This is a genomic window from Microvirga mediterraneensis (genome assembly GCF_013520865.1).
Lineage (GTDB): Bacteria > Pseudomonadota > Alphaproteobacteria > Rhizobiales > Beijerinckiaceae > Microvirga > Microvirga mediterraneensis.
Genome location: NZ_JACDXJ010000001.1, coordinates 3,983,944 through 4,003,857, shown reverse-complemented (window position 1 = coordinate 4,003,857; position 19,914 = coordinate 3,983,944). Strand labels below are relative to the sequence as shown.

Here is a 19,914-nt window from a genome sequence, read left to right as displayed (position 1 = left end):
AGTTGAGGTAAGTCATTTCCTATGAGAGGAGGTAACATATCTTGGCCAGCGCCCGAAGGTAACCTGCATGAGCCGAAAAGGATGGCGCTCCGTAAAGGAGATACGCATTGCCGATGTGGCTCGACTTGCCGGGGTATCGACGGCGACGGTCAGCCGCGTCCTCTCGGAACCGGGAAAGGTGAGGCAGAAGACGCACGATCTCGTGATGGAGGCGGTGCGCCGCAGCGGCTACATCCCCAACAGCACGGCGCAGAAGCTGCGCACCCGTCGCACCATGAACGTGCTGGTGGTGGCGCCGCGACTCACCAACCCGGTCTTCGCCGAGATCCTCCGCGGCGTGGACGACGAGCTGACGCAATCTGGCTACGGCATCATCATCGGCAACCTGGACAACCGCCGGGAGCGCGAGGCCCGCTATGTGGATCTTGCCCTGTCCCGGCAGGTGGACGGCGTTCTTCTGCTGACGGGGTACATTCCGGAGAAGGGGGCCCGCGACATGCGGGAATCCGGGCTTCCCATCGTGGCCATGTGCGCCGCCATCGATGACGACAAGATCCCGAACGTCGTCGTCCAGGATCGCGAGGCCACCCGCCAGGCCGTGGAATATCTGGCCGGGCTCGGGCATCGCCGGTTCGGCTACATCTCGGGAACGCCGACTTCGATCATCGAGCACGAACGGTTCCGTGGGTTCCGCGAGGGAATCGCGGCGGCCGGTTTCGGCGAGGACGATTTCGTGCGCTGGGAAGGATACTTCGTGTTCTCGACGGGCGTCTCGGCGGCCGAATCGTTCCTGGCGATGAAGGATCGTCCCACGGGGATCTTCGCCGCCTGCGACGAGAGCGCCATCGGCTTCATCAAGCGCGTCCGGGAGGCTCGTGTCCGTGTTCCGCAGGATGTGTCCGTGATCGGCTTCGACGGGATCGAGTTTTCCGACTACACCGAGCCGGCGCTCACCACCTTCCGGCAGCCCCTGCACGAGCTGGGGCGGGCCGGGGCCGACGTTCTCCTGAAGCTGATCCAGAACGGCATGACGCCCGACGATTGGAACATCCGGTTGCCGTTGACCCTGCTGGAGCGCGGCACGACCGGACCGGTCCTGCACAAGGACTACAAATCCCTGCGGCGCTCCTCGCTCTGAGCGCGCCGAAACGACAATCATTTTTTCAACGAGGAGGAGAACGCCATGCAGCCGGTCCGTTGGGGGATCCTGAGCACCGCGAAAATCGGCCGGACGAAGGTGGCCCCCGGCATGATGAAGAGCCCGCTCTGCGACGTGGCCGCCGTCGCATCCCGGGACGAGGGATCCGCCCGGGCGATGGCGGAGGAGCTCGGGATCGCGAAGGCCTATGGCTCCTACGAAGCGTTGCTCGCCGATCCCGATATCGAGGCGATCTACAACCCCCTGCCCAATCACCTGCACGTGCCCATGACCCTGGCGGCCGCCGCCGCGGGCAAGCACGTGCTGTGCGAGAAGCCGATTGCCGTAACGGCCAGCGAGGCGGAGCAGCTCAGGCAGGCGGCCTCGCAGGTGCTGATCGCGGAGGCCTTCATGGTGCGCCACCATCCGCAATGGCAGCGCGCCCGCGACATCATCCGGAGCGGCGACATCGGGGAGCCGCGCGCGATCCAGGTCGCCTTTTCCTATTTCAACGTCGACCCGGGCAATATCCGCAACAAGGCCGATATCGGCGGGGGGGGGCTCCTCGACATCGGCTGCTATGCCGTCGTGACGGGGCGCTATGTCTTCGAGGCCGAGCCTCTGCGCGTCGTCACCCTCATGGACCGCGATCCCGCGTTCGGCGTGGACCGGACCGCCAGCGCGCTCCTGGATTTCGGCGCCGGGCGGCAACTGGCGTTCACGGTTTCGACCCAGGCGGTGCCCTACCAGCGCGTCCAGATCCTCGGGACGAGGGGGCGGATCGAGATCGAGATCCCCTTCAACGCACCGCCCGACGCGCCGACCCGGATCCTCGTGGACGACGGCAGCGCCCACGGCAACCGCTCCGCCCGGGCCATCGAGTTTCCGGCCACGGACCAGTATCAGCTCCAGGGAGAGGCGTTCAGCCGGGCGATCCGGGGCGCCGGGCCTTTGGACTACGGCCTGGACGATGCCGTCCTGAACATGCGCATCCTCGACGCCCTGCGGCAGTCGGAGGCATCGGCGGCGTGGGAGCGGGTTTGAGAGCGGGGCAGGGGTGCTGGCCAGGGGCGGAGGCCGGGCGGCACCGAAGCCGATTGGATTCATTGACTTGTGCGGCTCTGCACGGAGGACATGTTCTCGGAACAGAAGGCCACCCCGCGCCGGATCTCGATGACCGGGTGGGGACCGGCCCCAATCGACAGGCAGACACTCCTTATGAGCGAGAATTCAGCAGACATTCCATCGTCCTTGAAGTTCGGCACGAGCGGGCTGCGAGGGCTCGTTGTCGAGCCGAACGGCGTTCCGGCGTTCGCCTATACCCGGGCTTTTGCCGAGATGCTCAAGGAGGACGGCTCGGCCGCCGCGTCCGGGAACAAGGTGCTGGTCGGGCAGGAACTGCGAGAGAGCAGCCCGAGCATCGCCCGGCTCTGTTGCGCTGCTTTGCATGAATCCGGGCTCATTCCGGTCGATTGCGGCGCTCTTCCTAAGCCCGCGCTCGCTCACCACGGCATGCGCTTTGGCTTTCCGGCCGTCCGGTAACGCGCCGGAACTGCGGGTCTATGTGGAGGCCGCAACCTAAGAACGAGCAGAGGAGCTGCTGAACTGGGACTGACCCTCGCGCAGAACCAGGTGCGATCAGGCCCGTCTTCAGCCGCCTAATGGGCCGAGGCGGCCGGCGACGCTGTCACGAATGCCGCGGAGGATCAGCTTGAGTCTGAGCGCCCGCTTATCGGCCATGACTGTATAAGTACCAAGAAAAGCCAAGCTTCGGCTGATGAAATAGAGGCGCCAGGCGAGGGGTGTGTAGGGTTGACGGGCCAGCCAGAGAGCGTTTCTCACCCAGTAGTAATTCCGTATGGGCACATGGACGGCTACTTGGCGCGCTCCGATCTGCACGGTTCCGCTCCCGAGCCGATGTTCGACGGCAGCCGTGGGAGAGAGATAGCTCCTGTATCCGGCTGCCCGGGCGCGGAAGCACCATTCCACGTCGACGAGATCGATGAAGAGGTCTTCCTTGAACCCTCCCACCGCCTCTAGAACCGACAGGGGCACCAGGGAGCCCGAGGCGATGATGAAGTCGCTTGCGACCGGCCGGGTCTCCGCATCCAGGGGGAGCCGCGAGACACGAAGCCTGTCGGCGCGATAAGCTCTCGTTTGCCGCCGGCTGTTGAGTTCGAAATAGGCCGGCCCTATGGCCGCGACCGCTTCCGACCCATGGGTGAGGGCATCCAGGTGATCCGCCAGATCTCTCACCATGCCGGGGGCGAGAACCGTATCCTGGTCGAGCAGCAGGACATGGGTGAAGCCGTCGTCCCGGGCCCGAGAGACGCCTTTGTTCTGAGCTGCGGCAATGCCGATATTTCCAGGGATTTCAATAATTTGACCGTCGTTCCCAGTGACGATCCGCCTGATTTCCCTGACATTGGCCGACCCGTTGTCGACGACGACGAGACCCTGCACCTGGGGCGACACCGCCTCCAACACCTGGGCCAGCAGCGCAATCTCCGGATTATAAGTGACCGCGACGGCCAAGATGCGCATGGAAGCCCCCTGGATCAGGCGAGCGTAGTAAAGCGATGTTCACACGCGGGCAAGCTTGGGGATGATGCAGAGGGCATTGCTCCGGTCTCGGGGCGGAGCATCGTGCCCAGCAGCGCCTCCATGGCAGCCCCGCGCACGCATGGCTTTCATTCCTGGCCGCATCCGATCCCGGTCGTAAGGCCAATAAGGTACCAGGGTTGCTGGAGCACTGCCGAAGAGGTATAGCGGCGTCCGAAGGGCTCCAGTTAGGCTTGCCGACTGGAATGTCCTTACCTTGGGAAAGGCGCGGCACTATAGCGCTTTCCGGAGGTATGCGGTCCGGATCAATGCCCTGATAGAAGGGGCGCGCTGTCCCACGAGCCTGAAGCCGAGATTTTCGATGCACAAAGATACGTTGCTGAAGAAGCTGAATGACAAGACGGCCGTGATCGGCATCGTCGGCCTGGGCTATGTCGGTCTCCCGCTGTCTCTTCGGTATTCCGAGGTCGGATATAGAGTCGTCGGCTTCGATATCGATCAGAGCAAGGTCGATATCCTGAAGCAGGGGCAGACCTATATCGAGCACATCGGCTCGGAGGGCATCGCCAGGGCCATTAAGAATGGGTTCGAACCGACCACCGACCTGTCTCGCGCCCGCGACGTGGATGCGCTGATCCTATGCGTTCCGACGCCCCTCAACAAATACCGCGAACCGGATCTCAGTTTCGTCCTGAACACGGTCGATGCCCTAGTTCCGCATCTCAGGGCGGGCCAGGTCATGTCACTGGAGAGCACGACCTATCCCGGCACCACGGAAGAGGAGCTGCGGCCGCGGCTTGAGAAAGCCGGCTTCACGGTAGGCGAAGACGCGTTTCTCGTGTTCTCGCCGGAGCGCGAGGATCCGGGCAACGCCAAGTTCAGCACACACACCATTCCGAAAGTCTGCGGCGGCAGCACCCGGGCCTGTCTCGAGGTTGGTCTGGCTCTTTACGGACAAGTGATCAACACGGTCGTTCCGGTGAGTTCCACCCAAGCGGCCGAACTGACGAAGCTTCTCGAGAACATTCATCGTGCGGTCAATATCGGCCTGGTCAACGAGATGAAGATCATCGCGGATCGCATGGGAATCGACATCCATGAGGTGATCCGTGCGGCCGCAACCAAGCCGTTCGGCTTCGTTCCGTACTATCCGGGGCCCGGCCTCGGCGGTCACTGCATTCCGATCGACCCCTTTTACCTGACCTGGAAGGCGCGCGAGTACGGCCTTCACACGCGCTTCATCGAGCTGGCCGGTGAGATCAATAGCACGATGCCCGAGTGGGTTGTCGAGAAGATCGCCGATGCTCTGAACGAGCGCGAGAAGCCGATCCGCGGCAGCAAGATCCTCGTCCTTGGCATCGCCTACAAGAAGAATGTCGACGATATGCGGGAGTCGCCGTCGGTCGAGCTGATGACACTTCTTCAGGCGAAGGGCGCTGAGATCGCCTACAGCGATCCGCATGTCCCGACTTTCCCGAAGATGCGGCGCTATGCGTTCGATCTCAAAAGCGTCGAGCTGACGCCGGAGACGCTGGCGGGCTACGATCTGGTGCTGCTGGCCACGGACCACGACAGGTTCGACTACGACGCCATCGAGCGGCACGCCAAGCTCATCGTGGATACCCGGGGACGGTACCTGGGTGCCCGCCGCAATGTGGTGAAGGCGTGAGCCGCAGGTGCGGAATCCTGAAATTGTACCATTGCCTGATCGTTGAAAGCGGGCGCAAGGAGAAGACGTTTGGTGTTGCAGGTTGATAGCCCCAGCGCGGACAACGGATTCAAGGAAGCGAAGTCGAGAACGGTCGGTTCGCAAGTGCTGGAGGTACTGCGCGAGGTTCGAGATGGTTGGCGTTGGCGCGAACTTTGGATGACGCTAGGTTGGCGTGAGGTCCAGATGCGCCACCGTCGTTCGGAGATCGGGCCGTTCTGGAACACGCTCAGCCTGGCTTTCGTCGCGATCTGCATCGGTGGCTTGTACGGCGGGATCATGGAACGGCCAATGTCCGACTATATTCCTCATCTCGTTGCAGGTTACATGATCTGGACGTTGCTGCAGGCGTTGGTGAGCGAGGGTAAGGATGCCTTCGTGAGCAACGCCGCCGCCATTAGGGAAATCGCCGTCCCGGGAACAGTTTATGTCTATAAGCTTCTCTGGAAAAACCTGATCATCCTTGGCTACAACTCACTTGTTTATGTCGCGGTCCTTATCCTCTACCAAGTCTCACCATTTCCGAACATTCTTCTCGTATTGCCGGCTCTGGCACTCGTGTTGGTCAATGGGATCTGGGTAGGCCTTCTGCTGGGCCTTATCAACGTGCGCTATAGAGACTTCGGTCAGCTGATCCCGAATGCGATGCGTCTCGGATTTTTCGTAACACCAATCCTCTGGTACCCAGACAGCGTTAGCGGAATCCGAAGGATTTTCGTAGACTTCAACCCCTTCTATTATTTTATCGAGCTTATGCGTACGCCCCTCTTAGGGCAGGCGCCGACGTCTCTGATCTGGATCGTCGCTATCGGGATTACAGCGGTTGGCTGGGGTATCACTTTGCCGATTTATGCCCATTGGCGGCAGCGGATTGCCTTCTGGGTTTGAGGTCGAAATATGGCGCTAATCAACCTAGAAAATGTGACGATGGAATTCCCGGTTCAGGCCTGGAAGTCCGACAGGAGACGCTCATCTAAGGAGGAAAAGCCCATCGGCGGGCAACTGTCGTCAGGACAGTCGGGGCATATGGTGGTGCGTGCCCTCGATCGGGTGTCGCTCAGTTTGGGAGCAGGCGACCGATTGGCCCTGCTGGGTCACAATGGGGCGGGCAAGACCACACTTCTGCGCGTGATGGCCAAGCTTTTTATACCTACCCATGGACGAGTAACGATTCAGGGACGCGTTGCGCCTTTGCTAAATCTCGGCTTCGGCATGGATATGGATTCGACCGGTTACGACAACATCTTCATTCGCGGCCTCTTTTTGGGGATGAGCAAGGCAGAGCTGAAGAAAAAGGCCGATGCCATTTCTGAGTTCAGCGAACTCGGAGAGTTTCTCGACCTGCCCATGCGCACCTACTCCTCCGGCATGCGGGCGCGCTTGGCTTTTGCGATCTCAACCCATGTCGAGACGGACATCCTGCTACTGGACGAGGCCGTGGCAACCGGCGATGCTCGCTTCCTGAGAAAAGCCAACGAGAAATTGGAGAGCTTCGCGCGGGAATCCAAGCTTCTTGTCCTGGCTTCGCACTCCAACCAGATTCTGCGGGACCTCTGCAATAAAGCAGTTCTCCTGGAGCATGGTCGCATCAAAGCATTCGGAGATCTTGAGGAGGTGATCGAAACCTATTCCGCCTCTGCGGGTGTCGACCCCAGCCATGGATGATCCCGCTATGCTGGAAGGCGGTCGGATGAAGGCGGGTGACCTGATGCGAGAGTTTCACTCGTATCTGGTGCAGCAGGCTCAGCCTTGCCTCTTTCCGCTTTTGAACACTGAGCGGTAAGGGCCTGGATAAATGACCCAAGACACCCTGCATTCATCATCTCAGGAAGCCGATACTGGTGGAGGAGGGAATGCTGCCTCGCTGCATGAGCAACTGGAGCGGCAAAGGGAGGAAATCACTGAACTTCAAGCGACCATCAGTCGCTTGCAAGCCGAGATCAAGGGACTCCGTGGATCCTTATCCTGGATGGTAACGCGTCCATTGCGCACCTTGGCACGCGGCCTTCCCGGCGTAGCCGCCCTGGTTCGACGTACTATAGACCGATCCAGGGATGTTTTGGTCGTCATATTGCCGAAACGAACTGTGCGGGTTTTGTTCGACAATCGCTGGGAGGTCCGAGACGACTTAGTGGAGCAGATTTCCGCCTATGGAAAGTCCGTAGCAGGCGGGCGGAAGATTGTTCTCTACACGGCGATTTTCGGAGAATACGATAACCTGCTCCTCCCGGAGCGCATCGATCCCGATGTCGATTATGTGTGCTTCACGGATCGGCCGCGGAATGGTTATGGCGTCTGGCAGATGCGCGCCTCACCGTTCTATCATCCCGATCCGACGCGGATTGCCCGCTGGGTTAAGACCCACCCGCATGAGCTGTTCCCAGGTCATGAGGTTGCCATTTGGCTCGACGCCAACATCATCCTGAAGGGCGATATTCATCGCTACATCGGACTGGTTGCGGGCAAGGATGCCCATCTCGGCCTCATCGCTCATCCGCATCGCGCATGCTTTTACGACGAGGCTGAAGCCTGCAAGCGCCTCAACAAGGATGCCGCGAAGCTCATCGACAGGCAGGTCGAGGAATACAGAAAGGCTGGATTGCCCCTCAAGCAGCCTCTGTTCGAAACCGGCTTCATGATCGTTCCGCTGAATAGACAGGAAACCTCCGCCGCTCTTCACCTATGGTGGCAACAGATTGAACGGTACAGTCGTCGGGATCAGCTTGGTCTGGCGTGGGTGAGTTATCGCTGTCCCGATCTCGACATTGTTTCGGTGCTGCCGCAGGGAGCCTCGGTGAGGGATCACGAGGATTTCCGATATTTTCGGCACAGCTTCGCACAGGCCTTGATGGTCCCGGAAGGGCTCCTGAAATTGGGCACGCTTGCAGATCCCCTGGCGAACCGCTCTTTTGCCGAAGTGAAGAACCAGCGGCTTCAGTCCTTGGCCGAGGTTCCTATCGACGTTGTCGTATGCGTTCATAACGCGTTGGAAGATGTCCGCCTCTGCCTCGAGTCCGCTTGGGCGTGCCTGCTGCCCAGTCACAGGATCTTCATCGTCAATGATTGTTCCGATGAGGAGACGTCGTCCTATTTGCGTGAGTTCGTTGAGGGCAGGGAGTCGGTCATCCTACTCAACAACAACCAGAACCTGGGCTATACGCGATCGGCAAACCGGGGCCTTGCCGCCGGAACCGCGGATTTTCGCATTCTCCTGAACAGTGACACCATTGTCAGCCCCAACTGGGCTCTGAAGCTTCTCGAGGTGGCTAACAGAAGCCCAAGGATCGGCATCGTTGGGCCGCTTTCGAATGCCGCAGGGGCACAATCCATTCCCCAGATCAAGCCGAAGGGTAAGAACACGGCAATCAACCTGTTGCCGCCAGGAATGTCACCCTCCGATCTCGATCTGGCCTGCGAGACTTGGAGCGATGCCGATCTCGCGCCCCGCGTACCGCTGATCCATGGCTTCTGCTTCGGCATCAAGAAGGAGGTCATCGAATCCATCGGCTTCTTCGACGATGAGAACTTCAAGCTCTTCTACGGTGAGGAAAACGACTACTGTTTCCGAGCCCTGGCTGCTGGATTTGAACTTTCCGTTGCGACCAACACCTTCGTCTACCATCGCAAGTCGCGGAGCATCGATGAGGAGAAGCGGGTGGTCCACATGGCTGAAGCCTGGAAACGTCTGCGGGAGCTCCACGGTACGGACAAGATCTTGGTGGCCTACCGGCAAGTGGAGAGGCACCCCATGCTGGAGCGGATGCGCAAGAAGGCAGAGCACAATCCTCACTCATCGCGGAATGGACGACCGAGTTAAGGTCTTGAAACCTGAAGTTGATATTCCTTGAGATGTGGCTTATTGCCCCCTAAGCCGGGTCAAAGCCAGAGGGCGTGGACGATGTTTCAATTATAGGGTAGTACCCTGCCGACGACGCGAGAAGCGGGGTGCCTGGGCCAAGTGGCGAGGCTTGTTCCGCAAGGGGATGAACAAGAGCAACGTTATGGCAAAGAGATACTTGGTCACTGGAGGCGCCGGATTCATTGGATCGGCCGTCGTTCGCAAGCTTGTTTCGGGCACGTCGCATCAGGTGCTCGTCGTCGACAAGCTTACCTATGCAGGTAACCTCGACTCCCTTAACCCTGTCGCAAGCAGCGATCGTTATCGATTCGTGCGCGCTGATATCGCTGACGCCCAACAGATGCAGGCTGTGATCAGCGAGTACCAGCCGGACGTGATCATGCATCTTGCCGCCGAGAGCCATGTTGATCGTTCGATCGACGGCCCAGGTGAGTTCGTACAGACCAACGTCGTAGGCACCTTCACACTGCTCCAGGCGGCCTTGGCCTATTGGAACAGGCTGGACGCCGCGCGCCGCGATGCCTTTCGTTTCCATCACATCTCGACCGATGAGGTCTTCGGCTCCTTGGGCGAGGAAGGTTTCTTCCACGAGGAATATCCGTATCAGCCCAACTCGCCTTACTCAGCCTCGAAGGCTGCATCGGATCATTTCGTGCGCGCCTGGCACCACACCTATGGCCTGCCGACGCTAATCACCAACTGCTCCAACAACTACGGCCCATATCATTTCCCCGAAAAGCTCATTCCCCTCATGATCCTGAACGCGCTCGAGGGAAAGCCTCTGCCGGTTTACGGCAAGGGCGAGAACGTGCGCGACTGGCTTTACGTCGAGGACCACGCTGAGGCTCTGATCCTCGTGGCCGAGAAGGGTAGGGTGGGCGAGAACTACAACATCGGCGGTTGGAACGAGCGCACGAACATTGATGTCGTTCGCTCCATCTGTCACCTTACCGATGAGATGGCGCCGAGCGATGCGATTGGACCGCGAGAAAAGCTCATCTCTTATGTGACCGATCGGCCCGGCCACGATTTGCGCTATGCCATCGACGCCAGCAAGATTGAGCGCGAACTGGGATGGCGCCCGGCCGAGACCTTCGAGAGCGGTTTGAGGAAAACCGTCGCGTGGTATCTTGATAATCAAGCCTGGTGGGAACGTATTCGCTCGGGAGTGTATCGGGGTGAACGGCTGGGAGCGGCCGTCTAGGGTCCTCTGCCGTTCTGAAGTGTACGGCGCTGGATCCTGGCGCCATGGTGTTTGAGGAGAGATACGACGTGTTAACAGTGGAGCCGACCGCGATCCCCGACGTGAAAATAATTACGCCTGATCGTTTCGGCGACCATCGCGGATTTTTCTCGGAAACCTACAATAGGCAGCGTTTTGCAGAGGCCGGCATCACGATCGACTTCGTGCAGGACAACCATTCAATGTCGGCTGCAGTTGGCACAGTGCGCGGCCTGCACTTCCAGAGCGCTCCATTCGCTCAAGACAAACTGATCCGCGTCGTTCGAGGGCGCATTCTAGATGTGGCTGTTGATATTCGCACATCGTCTCCGACTTACGGGAAGCACGTGGCTGTTGAACTATCGGCCGAGAATGGACGTCAGCTCCTCATTCCGATTGGGTTTGCGCACGGATTCTGTACTCTCGAACCAAACACCGAAATCCAGTACAAGGTTTCTAACTTCTACTCCGCTGCTAATGATCATGGAGTTCTCTGGAGCGATCCTGTTTTGGCCATAGCTTGGCCAGTTGCATCCGAGCAGGCAACGATTTCCGATAAGGATCGTCGACAGCCGATCTTGGCGGAGTTGCCAAGTTACTTCTCGTAAGCCTGCTTGAGCCGCAGATCTGTACAAGGTTCAATTCATGAACAAGGGACAAGACACATCGATGAAAGGCATTATTCTGGCCGGTGGCAGCGGAACTCGACTGCACCCGATGACCTATGTCACGTCGAAGCAACTGCTTCCGATCTATGACAAGCCGATGATCTATTATCCACTGACCACGCTCATGCTGGCTGGTGTGAAGGACATCCTGATTATTTCGACGCCCGAGGATCTGCCGCGCTTTAAGCTGCTCCTGGGAAGCGGTGACCAATGGGGAATCCGTCTCTCTTATGCAGAACAGCCCAAGCCAGAAGGGCTTGCCCAAGCTTACATCATCGGAGCGGACTTCGTCGCGGGTGGTCCCTCTGTTCTCGTTCTCGGTGACAACGTGTACTATGGCCACGGCCTGACAGAACTACTGCGTTCGGCTGCCAGCCGTCCTTCGGGCGCCTCAGTTTTCGCCTATCACGTTACTGACCCTGAGCGATACGGTGTTGTGGAGTTTGACAGCAGTGGCAGAGCCATCTCCATCGAAGAGAAACCGAAAGCTCCACGTTCGAATTGGGCAGTGACTGGGCTGTACTTCTACGACAGCCAAGTCGTCGATATTGCCGCAAACCTCAAGCCCTCCTCGCGAGGCGAGCTTGAGATTACCGATGTTAACCGTGTCTACCTGGAGAGAGGGCAACTCCAGGTCGAGCTTATGGGACGCGGCTATGCGTGGCTCGATACCGGGACGCCGGACAGCCTAGTCGAGGCAGCCGAGTTCGTACGCGCTCTGGAGAAGCGCCAAGGTTTCAGGATCGCATGCCCTGAAGAGATCGCGTATAACGCTGGTTGGATCGAACGTGAGCAGCTCGTCGAGCTTGGCACGAAGCTATCTAAGAGCACCTATGGACAGTACTTGCTCCAAATCGCTACATCGTCTCGTTGAGGGTCGAAGACGTCGCTTCAAGCCTGTGTAATGCGCGCTTCGCACAGCGGGTCTTGCATATTAAGCGAACGCAGGAGTTGGGTATAGATACTCTACGTCATTCCCCAGAAATTCTATACTCAACTGGCAATCCTCCAAAGATAACGATATCTTAATACGCGATGTGCGGCTGGAATTATAGCTCAGATAACTTACCCTGTTGGAGATTGATCCGCCTTGAGAGTGCAAACAGATAATTCCCATTAGAACGGGAGCTTATCGTCTACCCTTACAGAACAGATTTGCGGGGCCAAGATACGCCCCACGCGATCTGCTCTACTTGCTTGAAATCACGCTCGGCATTGTTTAAAGCCATATCCAAACCTGCATTCAAGTCCTCCGTATTTCAAGGAAATATATGCTCCCGAACCTTCCTGTCGCGGATCGAGAAGTTGATAGCCAGGGTCCCAGAAGCTCTAAAGACGGTACTATCGGCTCGCTCCTCGCTCCGGAGCTCGATGTCGTTTTCTGGCCATCATCTCGGGCCGGAGCTGTTAGCGCCTGGTGGGGGCACGTTCCTTTCGCTCATTGGCTGACTAAATCGGCACGCCCTCGAACGATCGTGGAATTGGGAACGCACGCGGGCGTATCCTACGGAGCATTCTGTGAGGCAGTCCTTCGTGAAGGGCTAGGGACCCGGTGCTTCGCGATTGATACTTGGATGGGTGACGAGCATGCTGGACAGTATGGTGAACAGGTCTTTGAGGAACTGAACAGCGTCAATGCTGCGCGATATAGCTCTTTCTCAAGACTTATCAGATCCACTTTCGACGATGCGTTGCAGTACTTTGCGGATGCCTCAATCGACCTCCTGCATATTGACGGACTGCATACGTACGAAGCTGTAAAGCACGATTTTGAAACTTGGCTCCCGAAGATGTCGAAGCGGGGAGTTATCCTATTTCATGACATAAACGTCCGGGAGCGAGGCTTCGGAGTTTGGCGCCTTTGGGAAGAGTTGCGGAAAGATTACGCCGGTTTTGAATTTTTCCACTGCCACGGACTCGGAGTTCTTGTCGTTGGGACTGAGCCTCCCGGGTCGGTAACGGCCCTAGTGGGGCTCACAGCAGACGATTCTGCAAAAGTTCGGGAACGTTTCAGCGAGTTGGGTGCGCGTTGGGTAGAGGCCTATACCGCACGCCAGGCATCGGAGCGCGGGCGGAGTCTTGAACAAGCTTTGCACGAAGAACTGCATCAGAAGAATGCACTGAGTATAGAGGTCGCGGAGCTGCGTAGCGAAGGTGAGAAGCTGCGTAGCGAAGGTGAGAAGCTGCGCAACGAAGGTGAGGAGTTGCGCAGTGCGATCTCTCAGTTGCACGCGACAATGTCCAATGTTGCCCTTGACAGTGCCGCACAGTTGGCCGCAGCCGCCGCTCAGCACAGTGCCCGTGTGGCAAAACTGAAGCGAGAGATAAACCGTACCAACAAGAGAGAGATGCTTGCGCGGAAGGCGCTGGCCGAGGTTCAGCAGAGCACACTATGGCGCGCATTTAACCCTCTTCGCAGCGTCCTGCAAAGGCTTCCGCTTCGGAACCTGTTACGTCGAGGTGCAAAGGCAGTATGGTGGGCGATGACGCCTCACCGCATCCCTGCGCGTATAGCATTTCTACGCTCTCGGAAGCAGAGCTCGCTTGCTTCGGGCCAATTGCAGAAGTCTCCATATAAGCATGAGATTGCAGATGTCCCTCTTTCGCGGGAGCAGCACTCGGCTGATGTCGAAGCGCGCTACCGTGTTGATCGAACTGCGAGTGTTGCCGGGCAGGATGTTGTTATTCTCGTCTGCTACTGTCCAAACGGGCGCTTGACACGGTTGCAGCGTCAACTCGCATGCGAGTATAACGATGCTGGCTACTTGGTGGCTCTTATCGCAAACTCGGGGTGCTTTGAATCGCATCGCGATCTCGGGACTTCTCCTGCCGCGATTCAGATCGTACGCGAGAACCTGGGCTATGATTTTGGTGCGTGGAGGCAGGCCGTCCGTTTGATCGGGGGCGTTGAGACGGCGCGTTCAATCATCTTCACCAATGATAGTGTCATTGCTCCTCGCGGCGGCATTGCGCAGTTGCGGAGACAGGTTGATTCGACCATGGCGGACGTCGTGTTTGCTACTGAAAACACGGAGCACCGGCCCCATCTGCAAAGTTATTTCTTCTGCTTTAAGGAACCGTCGAAATCTTCTGCTGCATTCAGAATCCTTGCCTCAATTCCTTGCTACTTCGACAAACAGAAACTTATCGACAATGTCGAGCTGACGCTTTCAGAACGCATTGTTGAAGCTGGATTGCAAGTAAAGGCAATCTATGATTGTGAGGAGGCAAAAAGCAACCGCGAAAATCCGACAATACACAATTGGCGTACGTTGATCCGTGATGGCTATCCGTTCTTGAAGATCCAGCTTTTTACGCTCGGTTTAGTCAGCATCTCAGATCCCGACGTTCGAGATTTTCTTGGTGATGAAATTGTCGCGATGCTGGATGAGCATGTCCGTGAGCGCAGTTCAAGTACTGAGTCGACGGGGAGTGATCCGAACTCACCTGCTCAGCCTTCTATAGGGATACCCGCACTCTTTAACGAGTATGGTGCGCAACAGGCATTTAATCCACCAAGCAGTAGGTATCCATCCCTTGTGTTACCATTCTTGGGCGACAATCCGACCAAAGTACGGGAGCCGAAAGTCTTAGGGGTCATTCATTGCTTCTATACAGATGTTGCTGAGGAGATCCTGCGTGAGATTGCAAGTCTTGACTTGCAGTTAAGCCTTGTCTTGACAACAGATACGGAAGAGAAGCGGCATGATCTTGAGCGGCTGCTAGAAGCGCTCCACTTGTCTGGGAAGGCTGTTGTTTGTCCAAATCGCGGCCGCGATGTTGCGCCGTTCCTTATCGAGGGCAAAAAATTTATTCACGATGCGGAGTTAATCTTCCACCTTCACACCAAAAAATCTCCTCATGACAGCCGTTACGCGGATTGGGGAAAATATGTGCGGGATAACCTCTTAGGTTCGAAGGAAATCGTCCGCTCGATTTGGGACCTGTTCGAAGATCCTCGAGTTGGCATCGTCTACTCGGATCACCATAGGGAAGTCGTGGGGCTGCGGAATTGGGGTTACGACTTCGATAAAGCCAGTGCGCTCCTTAAGCGCCTCAACGTGAATGTATCCGCTGACGATCTGCTTGAGTTTCCAACCAGTACTATGTTCTGGGCCCGGAAGGAGGCCATCGAGCCGCTGTTCGAACTAGGCCTAGACTATGATGATTTTGATGAAGAGTTGGGCCAAGTCGATGGAACACTCGCGCACGCTATAGAGAGGTCTCTGCTATATTTGGTTGAGAGCCGCGGCTATACACACGTTTGTGCCGTCGCCAGCAACCGTCGTGCACAGGCGACCGGCGACCTCATGCGCCTCAGCGTTTCTGATATCGGTTATCATCTCAGCCGACGCTCATCGAAGATCCTAGGTACTTCGGGGCGACGATCTGCCTTCTTTGAGGCTGTCTCCGAGATCTATCCCGTAACGACGGCTCGATCTAATGGTCTAAAGGCTCGTCTTAATCTCTTGCTGCCAACCGCCAAACCGGAGAAAATCTACGGCGGTGTCTCAAGCGCACTTCGCTGTGCCGCCGACATTATGGCGTGTACGACCAATGTAGATTTGAGGATTATAATTACATCGGATCCCGTGGATAGGGATTCGCTCACTGCATTGTCATCCTATCTCCGCAAGTCCTGTGTCTTGGTACAGCCTGACGACGATGTCGGGGATGTTTCGGTCGTTAGTATGGCTGAACGGCAATTCACTCCGCTGATGGTCCGAAGCAGGGATGTTTTCCTGGCAACAGCTTGGTGGACCGCCGATCTCGGATTTCGCCTTCTGCGTGATCAGCGAGCTTTGTTCCATACGAACTCAAAGCTGCTGTATCTTATCCAAGACTACGAACCTGGCTTTTATGCATGGTCAACTCGGCAAGCGCTCGCGGACGCCACGTATAGAAATGGCGCAGATACAATCGCTCTGATCAATTCGGAAGAACTTGCTGACTTCCTGGGTAAGCGCTTCAGTTTCTCCGAAACCTATGTGCTTCCCTTCACCTTGAATGAAAAGATACAAGCGAAGCTGCGTCCAACCCAGAAAGAAAGGATTGTGCTAGCCTACGGCAGGCCCTCAGTCGAACGGAACGCCTTCGCAACCGTGCAGGAAGCAGTGCGGCAGTGGCAAGCTCACAATCCTGAGGAAAACTGCCAATACAAAATCGTTCTTGCTGGAGAGGGCTTCAACCCTGACCTAGTGCGCGAGCTAGAGAATGTCTCGGTAGTGGGGAAGTTGTCACTCGACGAGTATGCTGAACTGCTCAATCGATCAGCGATCGGACTATCACTTATGATAAGCCCGCACCCGAGTTACCCACCATTAGAAATGGCCAGCGCGGGCTGTGTGACGATCACGAATAGCTATGAATCTAAAGATCTTTCAAAGCGCTCCGCTAACATTATCAGCATAGACGAGGTCACCCCGGAGGCCGTTGCCAGGGCGCTAGAGGAAGCCAAGAAGCGCGTCAACTTGGTGGATATAACAGCGTGTGCAACTGTGGCATCGCTGGAATGCCGCCACCCGTTGCTCGACTACAATGCGCTCGCGGAAATGGTATTTCCCGAGCGAAACCAGTAGTGAGAGATAGGGCGTAAATCGGACATCGGATTTCCGATTGGCGACGGAGAGTGCAGTGCGAGTGCCACTCCTAGCCAAATGTTTTCCGCGCTTGCGTTGAGCAAGCGCTGATCCTGAGCCTCTCGTCCGATGACGTAGTTGTGCTTGACCGCCGAGCTTCCCACAAGGTGGCAAGCGTCCGGGAGAAGGCCCGTTTGGCTGGCACCAGTCTGGTTACCGGGCGCCGTACTTAGTCGACCCGAACTGAACAAGCAGCCGTTTGATAATCTCAAGTCGCTTTTGTGTATTGGCGGCCGCTCGCACTCAGGAGGCGTTCTGGAGCCCTATCGACGAGTTTCTCGATAGTTACCGTCCGACGGCGTCGGAACTACGTCACCAACTGCCGTTACCAGTGCATCCGGTTCGGGTCTACTGTGGATTGGCGATTTTCGGACTTATGAGCGTCGCCTAAGGCTTGCTCAAGCGGAGATCAGAGCGCGCCCGATCAGAACTAGAGCGAAAGAGGTCCTAGGCCCTGTTAGGCCTTGAAAGCGTTCTCCCTTTGCTGGATGCCGAGGGAGGCCATCATGCAAGTTCTAGACGATGCTGAGTGGGCGGTCTGGGAGCCGCTGATTGCGGCCTGCCGCCCGCATGGCAAGACCCAACCGCTCGATCTGCGCCAAACCTTCGAAGCCATTGTCTGGCGTCACCGCAACGGCGCCAAGTGGCGCTCCATTCCGGCGGAACTCGGGCCATGGTGGCGTGCCGCGCAGATGTTCATCCGCTGGGCCGAACTGGGAGTGTGGGAAGCCATTTTCGAGCTGGCGCAAGAGCGCAAGGTCGAACTGGGCATGGTGTTCCTCGACGGCAGCAGCATCCGGGCGCATGCCAAGGCGGCGGGCGCGGCTAAAAAGGGGGGAGTGCGGCAAGCCGCGATCAGCATGAGGCACTTGGACGAAGCCGTGGCGGCTTCGGTACGAAGGCCTGCGTGATTGCCGATGCGCTCGGGCGGGCGGTGACGTTCCTCCTTGCCCCAGGCTAGGCGCACGAACTGCGCTTGGCGCTGCCCCTGCTCGACAGCTTGCCGGGCGTGCCGCTGTGGGTGGTGGGCGATCGCATCTACTCGTCGCATGGCTTGCGTCAAGCCGTCTGGGACAGAGGTGCACGACCGGCGATCCCCACCAATCCCACCGAGGGCCCGTTGGCCTGTCCCGCCTGGATCTACGCCAACCGTTCCCGTGTCGAGCAGCTCTGGGGGCGGCTGAAGGAATGGCGCGCCATCGCCACTCGCTACGAGAAGACGGCACGCTGCTTCATGGCGGTGCTGTGCATCGCCGCAACTCACGACTGGATCAAGAGCTAACAGAGCCTAGTGCGGAGCGAGGATCTGATCGAGACGGCTGCAGTAGAGAACGGCGTTGTCGGCTTAGACCCCACGGAAATATACAGGGATCTCGTGGGTCGGCACCCCGGAGCTGGCATTTCGCAATGCTTCGCGATGATGGAGAATTCTTCACCTCAACTAATTGTGTGTTATTCAGGGTCTACAAACCAATCTTCCCCGCCCGCAGACACATAGCAACATAGCTTGGCAGGCGCTTCGAAACAGCGATCCGGGAACTCCGTCCGTTCACAGAGAGCCAAGTTGAAAACTCAGAGATTACACGGCACTCACTCTTGAGCCGCCCACCAAGCATAGGTCTCAGCCAAACCTCGCTCAAGTGAGATGAGCGGCTTCCAGCCAAGGCTTTGCAGGCGCCGAGTGTCGGGCACCAGCACGGGGACGTCATCAGATCGATCGGGCCGAGCACCAAGGCGGATCCGATCCGGTCGCCCGCTAACCTGGCCAAGGGTCTGCGCAATCTCGGATAGTCGAACCGGTTCGCCCATGCCAATATTAAAGGCGCCGTTAGCTTCGCTGTTCAACAAAACCACGAAGGCATTTGCGACATCATCAACGTGGAGAAAGTCTCGAATCTGACGGCCGCTCGACAGGAGGGCGACATCGTCGGCAGACAATGAGCGAGAAATATATGGGATCAGCCGCTGAGCATTCTCGCGCGGGCCGAATGCAAAGAATACACGCCCTGTCGCAGCGGTAAATCCCACCTCCGGGGTCATCGACTGAAGCATCTGGTGAGCGGCAAGTTTGCACGCGCCATAGAGCGTATGCGGACGGTTCGGCGTGACACCCTCCACCATCACGCCTTGCTGCCAGTCGTACTCGGCGCAAGTCCCAACCAATATGAAGCGCTGGCCGCCACTACTCGCAAATGCGTGAGCAAGCGCAGCGGTCGTCCCGAGCCAAAGCACATTGTCCGGGCTTGTCCAATAGTTGCCGTGGCTGGTTTCCCAAGCAGCATGCAGGAGGTGCGTCGGCTTGACTACGGACACCAAGCGGCGCGGCTCGCCTTCTGCAAGGAGATTTGCGACATGCCACTGGACCGGTCCTGCTTCATCTGCAGGGGGCGCCCGTGTTCCGACTGCATGCACATCGTATCCCGCCTGCACGGCAGCAGTGACGATTTGTCGTCCGATGAAGCCTCGCGCTCCAGTCACGAGCAGGCGCTTGCTCACTGATGCGCCCCGCCAAATCCTGGGTACGGCATGAGGCAACTCGATCCCAGCTCCGAGAGGCGAGGAAGGCACCGATCACGTTCCGACAAGTGAGCCGGCGGCAGCGGCCAATCGACGGCAACATCCGGGTCATCAAAACGCAGTCCCGCCGTCAACGCTGGGTCATAAGGGACACTGATGTGGTAAGCGACCACCGCATTCGAAGTTAGGGCCTGGAACCCATGTGCGAACCCGGCGGGAATATAAAGCTGATAGTTGTTATCGGCCGAGAGTTCGACCCCATACCACTGTCCGAAGGTGGGAGATCCTGGCCTGATATCGACCGCTACGTCGAAGACAGCTCCGCTCGCGCAGCGCACCAGCTTGTCCTCCATACGGGGATGCGCCTGAAAATGCAGTCCACGCAAAGTTCCCTTCTGGAGATTGTAGGACAAACTCGCTTGTGCAAGAGCAGGGTTGAGGTCGTGGGCCACGAAGACATCGGCGTCGAAGAGACGAACGAAGTATCCCCGCTCGTCGCTGAGAGGCGTTGGCTTGATCAGCCGGCAACCTGAAAGCGGAGTGTCGAAAACTTGCATTGCAGTAGCCGTCAGTTTCAGTGTAAGCATCCGAGGAGCCACGC

14 protein-coding genes and 1 pseudogene are annotated in these 19,914 nt (G+C 57.9%); 12 read left to right on the top strand and 3 right to left on the bottom strand.

From position 1 onward, the window contains the following. Positions 1 to 115 precede the first annotated feature (115 nt). The 3 genes from H0S73_RS18985 (at position 116) to H0S73_RS18975 (ending at position 2,680) form a co-directional block, all read left to right on the top strand. Positions 116 to 1,138: a substrate-binding domain-containing protein gene (locus H0S73_RS18985; protein WP_181053612.1), complete on the top strand. Its 1,023-nt coding sequence runs from the start codon at positions 116 to 118 to the stop codon at positions 1,136 to 1,138. A gap of 45 nt (positions 1,139 to 1,183) precedes the next feature. After that, complete coding sequence (locus tag H0S73_RS18980) at positions 1,184 to 2,182, top strand: Gfo/Idh/MocA family protein (RefSeq protein WP_181053611.1); 999 nt, start codon at positions 1,184 to 1,186, stop codon at positions 2,180 to 2,182. A 174-nt stretch (positions 2,183 to 2,356) separates the two neighbouring features. After that, positions 2,357 to 2,680 carry a hypothetical protein gene (locus tag H0S73_RS18975; RefSeq protein ID WP_181053610.1) on the top strand — a complete coding sequence of 108 codons (324 nt, stop codon included), beginning with the start codon at positions 2,357 to 2,359 and terminating at the stop codon, positions 2,678 to 2,680. 108 nt (positions 2,681 to 2,788) lie between these two features. On the opposite strand, the gene H0S73_RS18970 is transcribed toward H0S73_RS18975, so the two are convergent. Next, a complete protein-coding gene (locus tag H0S73_RS18970) occupies positions 2,789 to 3,682 on the bottom strand; it encodes a glycosyltransferase family 2 protein (protein WP_181053609.1) in 894 nt (297 codons plus the stop codon). A 379-nt stretch (positions 3,683 to 4,061) separates the two neighbouring features. Between H0S73_RS18970 and H0S73_RS18965 the strand changes: the two genes are divergently transcribed. From H0S73_RS18965 to H0S73_RS18925, 9 genes and pseudogenes are all read left to right on the top strand, one after another. After that, positions 4,062 to 5,369 carry a nucleotide sugar dehydrogenase gene (locus H0S73_RS18965; protein WP_181053608.1) on the top strand — a complete coding sequence of 436 codons (1,308 nt, stop codon included), beginning with the start codon at positions 4,062 to 4,064 and terminating at the stop codon, positions 5,367 to 5,369. A gap of 72 nt (positions 5,370 to 5,441) precedes the next feature. Beyond that, entirely contained in the window at positions 5,442 to 6,296 is an 855-nt protein-coding gene (locus tag H0S73_RS18960; RefSeq protein ID WP_181053607.1) for an ABC transporter permease, read from the top strand. Between the two features lie 9 nt (positions 6,297 to 6,305). Further along, positions 6,306 to 7,073, top strand: coding sequence for an ABC transporter ATP-binding protein (locus H0S73_RS18955; protein WP_181053606.1), 768 nt, complete (start codon positions 6,306 to 6,308; stop codon positions 7,071 to 7,073). 130 nt (positions 7,074 to 7,203) lie between these two features. Then, positions 7,204 to 9,225 (top strand): glycosyltransferase, encoded by a 2,022-nt coding sequence (locus H0S73_RS18950; protein ID WP_181053605.1) that lies wholly within the window; start codon positions 7,204 to 7,206, stop codon positions 9,223 to 9,225. A gap of 184 nt (positions 9,226 to 9,409) precedes the next feature. Continuing rightward, complete coding sequence (gene rfbB, locus H0S73_RS18945) at positions 9,410 to 10,471, top strand: dTDP-glucose 4,6-dehydratase (protein ID WP_181053604.1); 1,062 nt, start codon at positions 9,410 to 9,412, stop codon at positions 10,469 to 10,471. 44 nt (positions 10,472 to 10,515) lie between these two features. After that, entirely contained in the window at positions 10,516 to 11,097 is a 582-nt protein-coding gene (gene rfbC / locus H0S73_RS18940; protein ID WP_202049830.1) for a dTDP-4-dehydrorhamnose 3,5-epimerase, read from the top strand. A gap of 61 nt (positions 11,098 to 11,158) precedes the next feature. Then, on the top strand, positions 11,159 to 12,031 hold the full coding sequence (rfbA, locus tag H0S73_RS18935) for a glucose-1-phosphate thymidylyltransferase RfbA (protein ID WP_181054386.1): 873 nt from the start codon (positions 11,159 to 11,161) through the stop codon (positions 12,029 to 12,031). Between the two features lie 397 nt (positions 12,032 to 12,428). Next, positions 12,429 to 16,736, top strand: a complete 4,308-nt coding sequence (locus H0S73_RS18930; RefSeq protein ID WP_181053603.1) for a rhamnosyltransferase WsaF family glycosyltransferase — start codon at positions 12,429 to 12,431, stop codon at positions 16,734 to 16,736. Positions 16,737 to 17,302: 566 nt separating this feature from the next. Further along, positions 17,303 to 18,078: pseudogene (locus tag H0S73_RS18925) on the top strand (IS5 family transposase). 308 nt (positions 18,079 to 18,386) lie between these two features. Here H0S73_RS18925 and H0S73_RS18920 read toward each other — a convergent pair. After that, positions 18,387 to 19,292 carry an NAD-dependent epimerase/dehydratase family protein gene (locus tag H0S73_RS18920; RefSeq protein WP_181053602.1) on the bottom strand — a complete coding sequence of 302 codons (906 nt, stop codon included), beginning with the start codon at positions 19,290 to 19,292 and terminating at the stop codon, positions 18,387 to 18,389. Next, complete coding sequence (rfbC, locus tag H0S73_RS18915) at positions 19,289 to 19,870, bottom strand: dTDP-4-dehydrorhamnose 3,5-epimerase (protein WP_181053601.1); 582 nt, start codon at positions 19,868 to 19,870, stop codon at positions 19,289 to 19,291. Before rfbC (H0S73_RS18915) ends, H0S73_RS18920 begins: the two co-directional genes overlap by 4 nt. Positions 19,871 to 19,914 lie beyond the last annotated feature (44 nt).

Bases quoted from the DNA above. Each gene is read 5' to 3' on its own strand.
- H0S73_RS18970 (WP_181053609.1), bottom strand. From the start codon at position 3,682: ATGCGCATCTTGGCCGTCGCGGTCACTTATAATCCGGAGATTGCGCTG.
- H0S73_RS18965 (WP_181053608.1), top strand. From the start codon at position 4,062: ATGCACAAAGATACGTTGCTGAAGAAGCTGAATGACAAGACGGCCGTG.
- rfbB (WP_181053604.1), top strand. From the start codon at position 9,410: ATGGCAAAGAGATACTTGGTCACTGGAGGCGCCGGATTCATTGGATCG.
- H0S73_RS18975 (WP_181053610.1), top strand. From the start codon at position 2,357: ATGAGCGAGAATTCAGCAGACATTCCATCGTCCTTGAAGTTCGGCACG.
- H0S73_RS18980 (WP_181053611.1), top strand. From the start codon at position 1,184: ATGCAGCCGGTCCGTTGGGGGATCCTGAGCACCGCGAAAATCGGCCGG.
- rfbC (WP_202049830.1), top strand. From the start codon at position 10,516: ATGGTGTTTGAGGAGAGATACGACGTGTTAACAGTGGAGCCGACCGCG.
- rfbC (WP_181053601.1), bottom strand. From the start codon at position 19,870: ATGCAAGTTTTCGACACTCCGCTTTCAGGTTGCCGGCTGATCAAGCCA.
- rfbA (WP_181054386.1), top strand. From the start codon at position 11,159: ATGAAAGGCATTATTCTGGCCGGTGGCAGCGGAACTCGACTGCACCCG.
- H0S73_RS18955 (WP_181053606.1), top strand. From the start codon at position 6,306: ATGGCGCTAATCAACCTAGAAAATGTGACGATGGAATTCCCGGTTCAG.
- H0S73_RS18930 (WP_181053603.1), top strand. From the start codon at position 12,429: ATGCTCCCGAACCTTCCTGTCGCGGATCGAGAAGTTGATAGCCAGGGT.
- H0S73_RS18950 (WP_181053605.1), top strand. From the start codon at position 7,204: ATGACCCAAGACACCCTGCATTCATCATCTCAGGAAGCCGATACTGGT.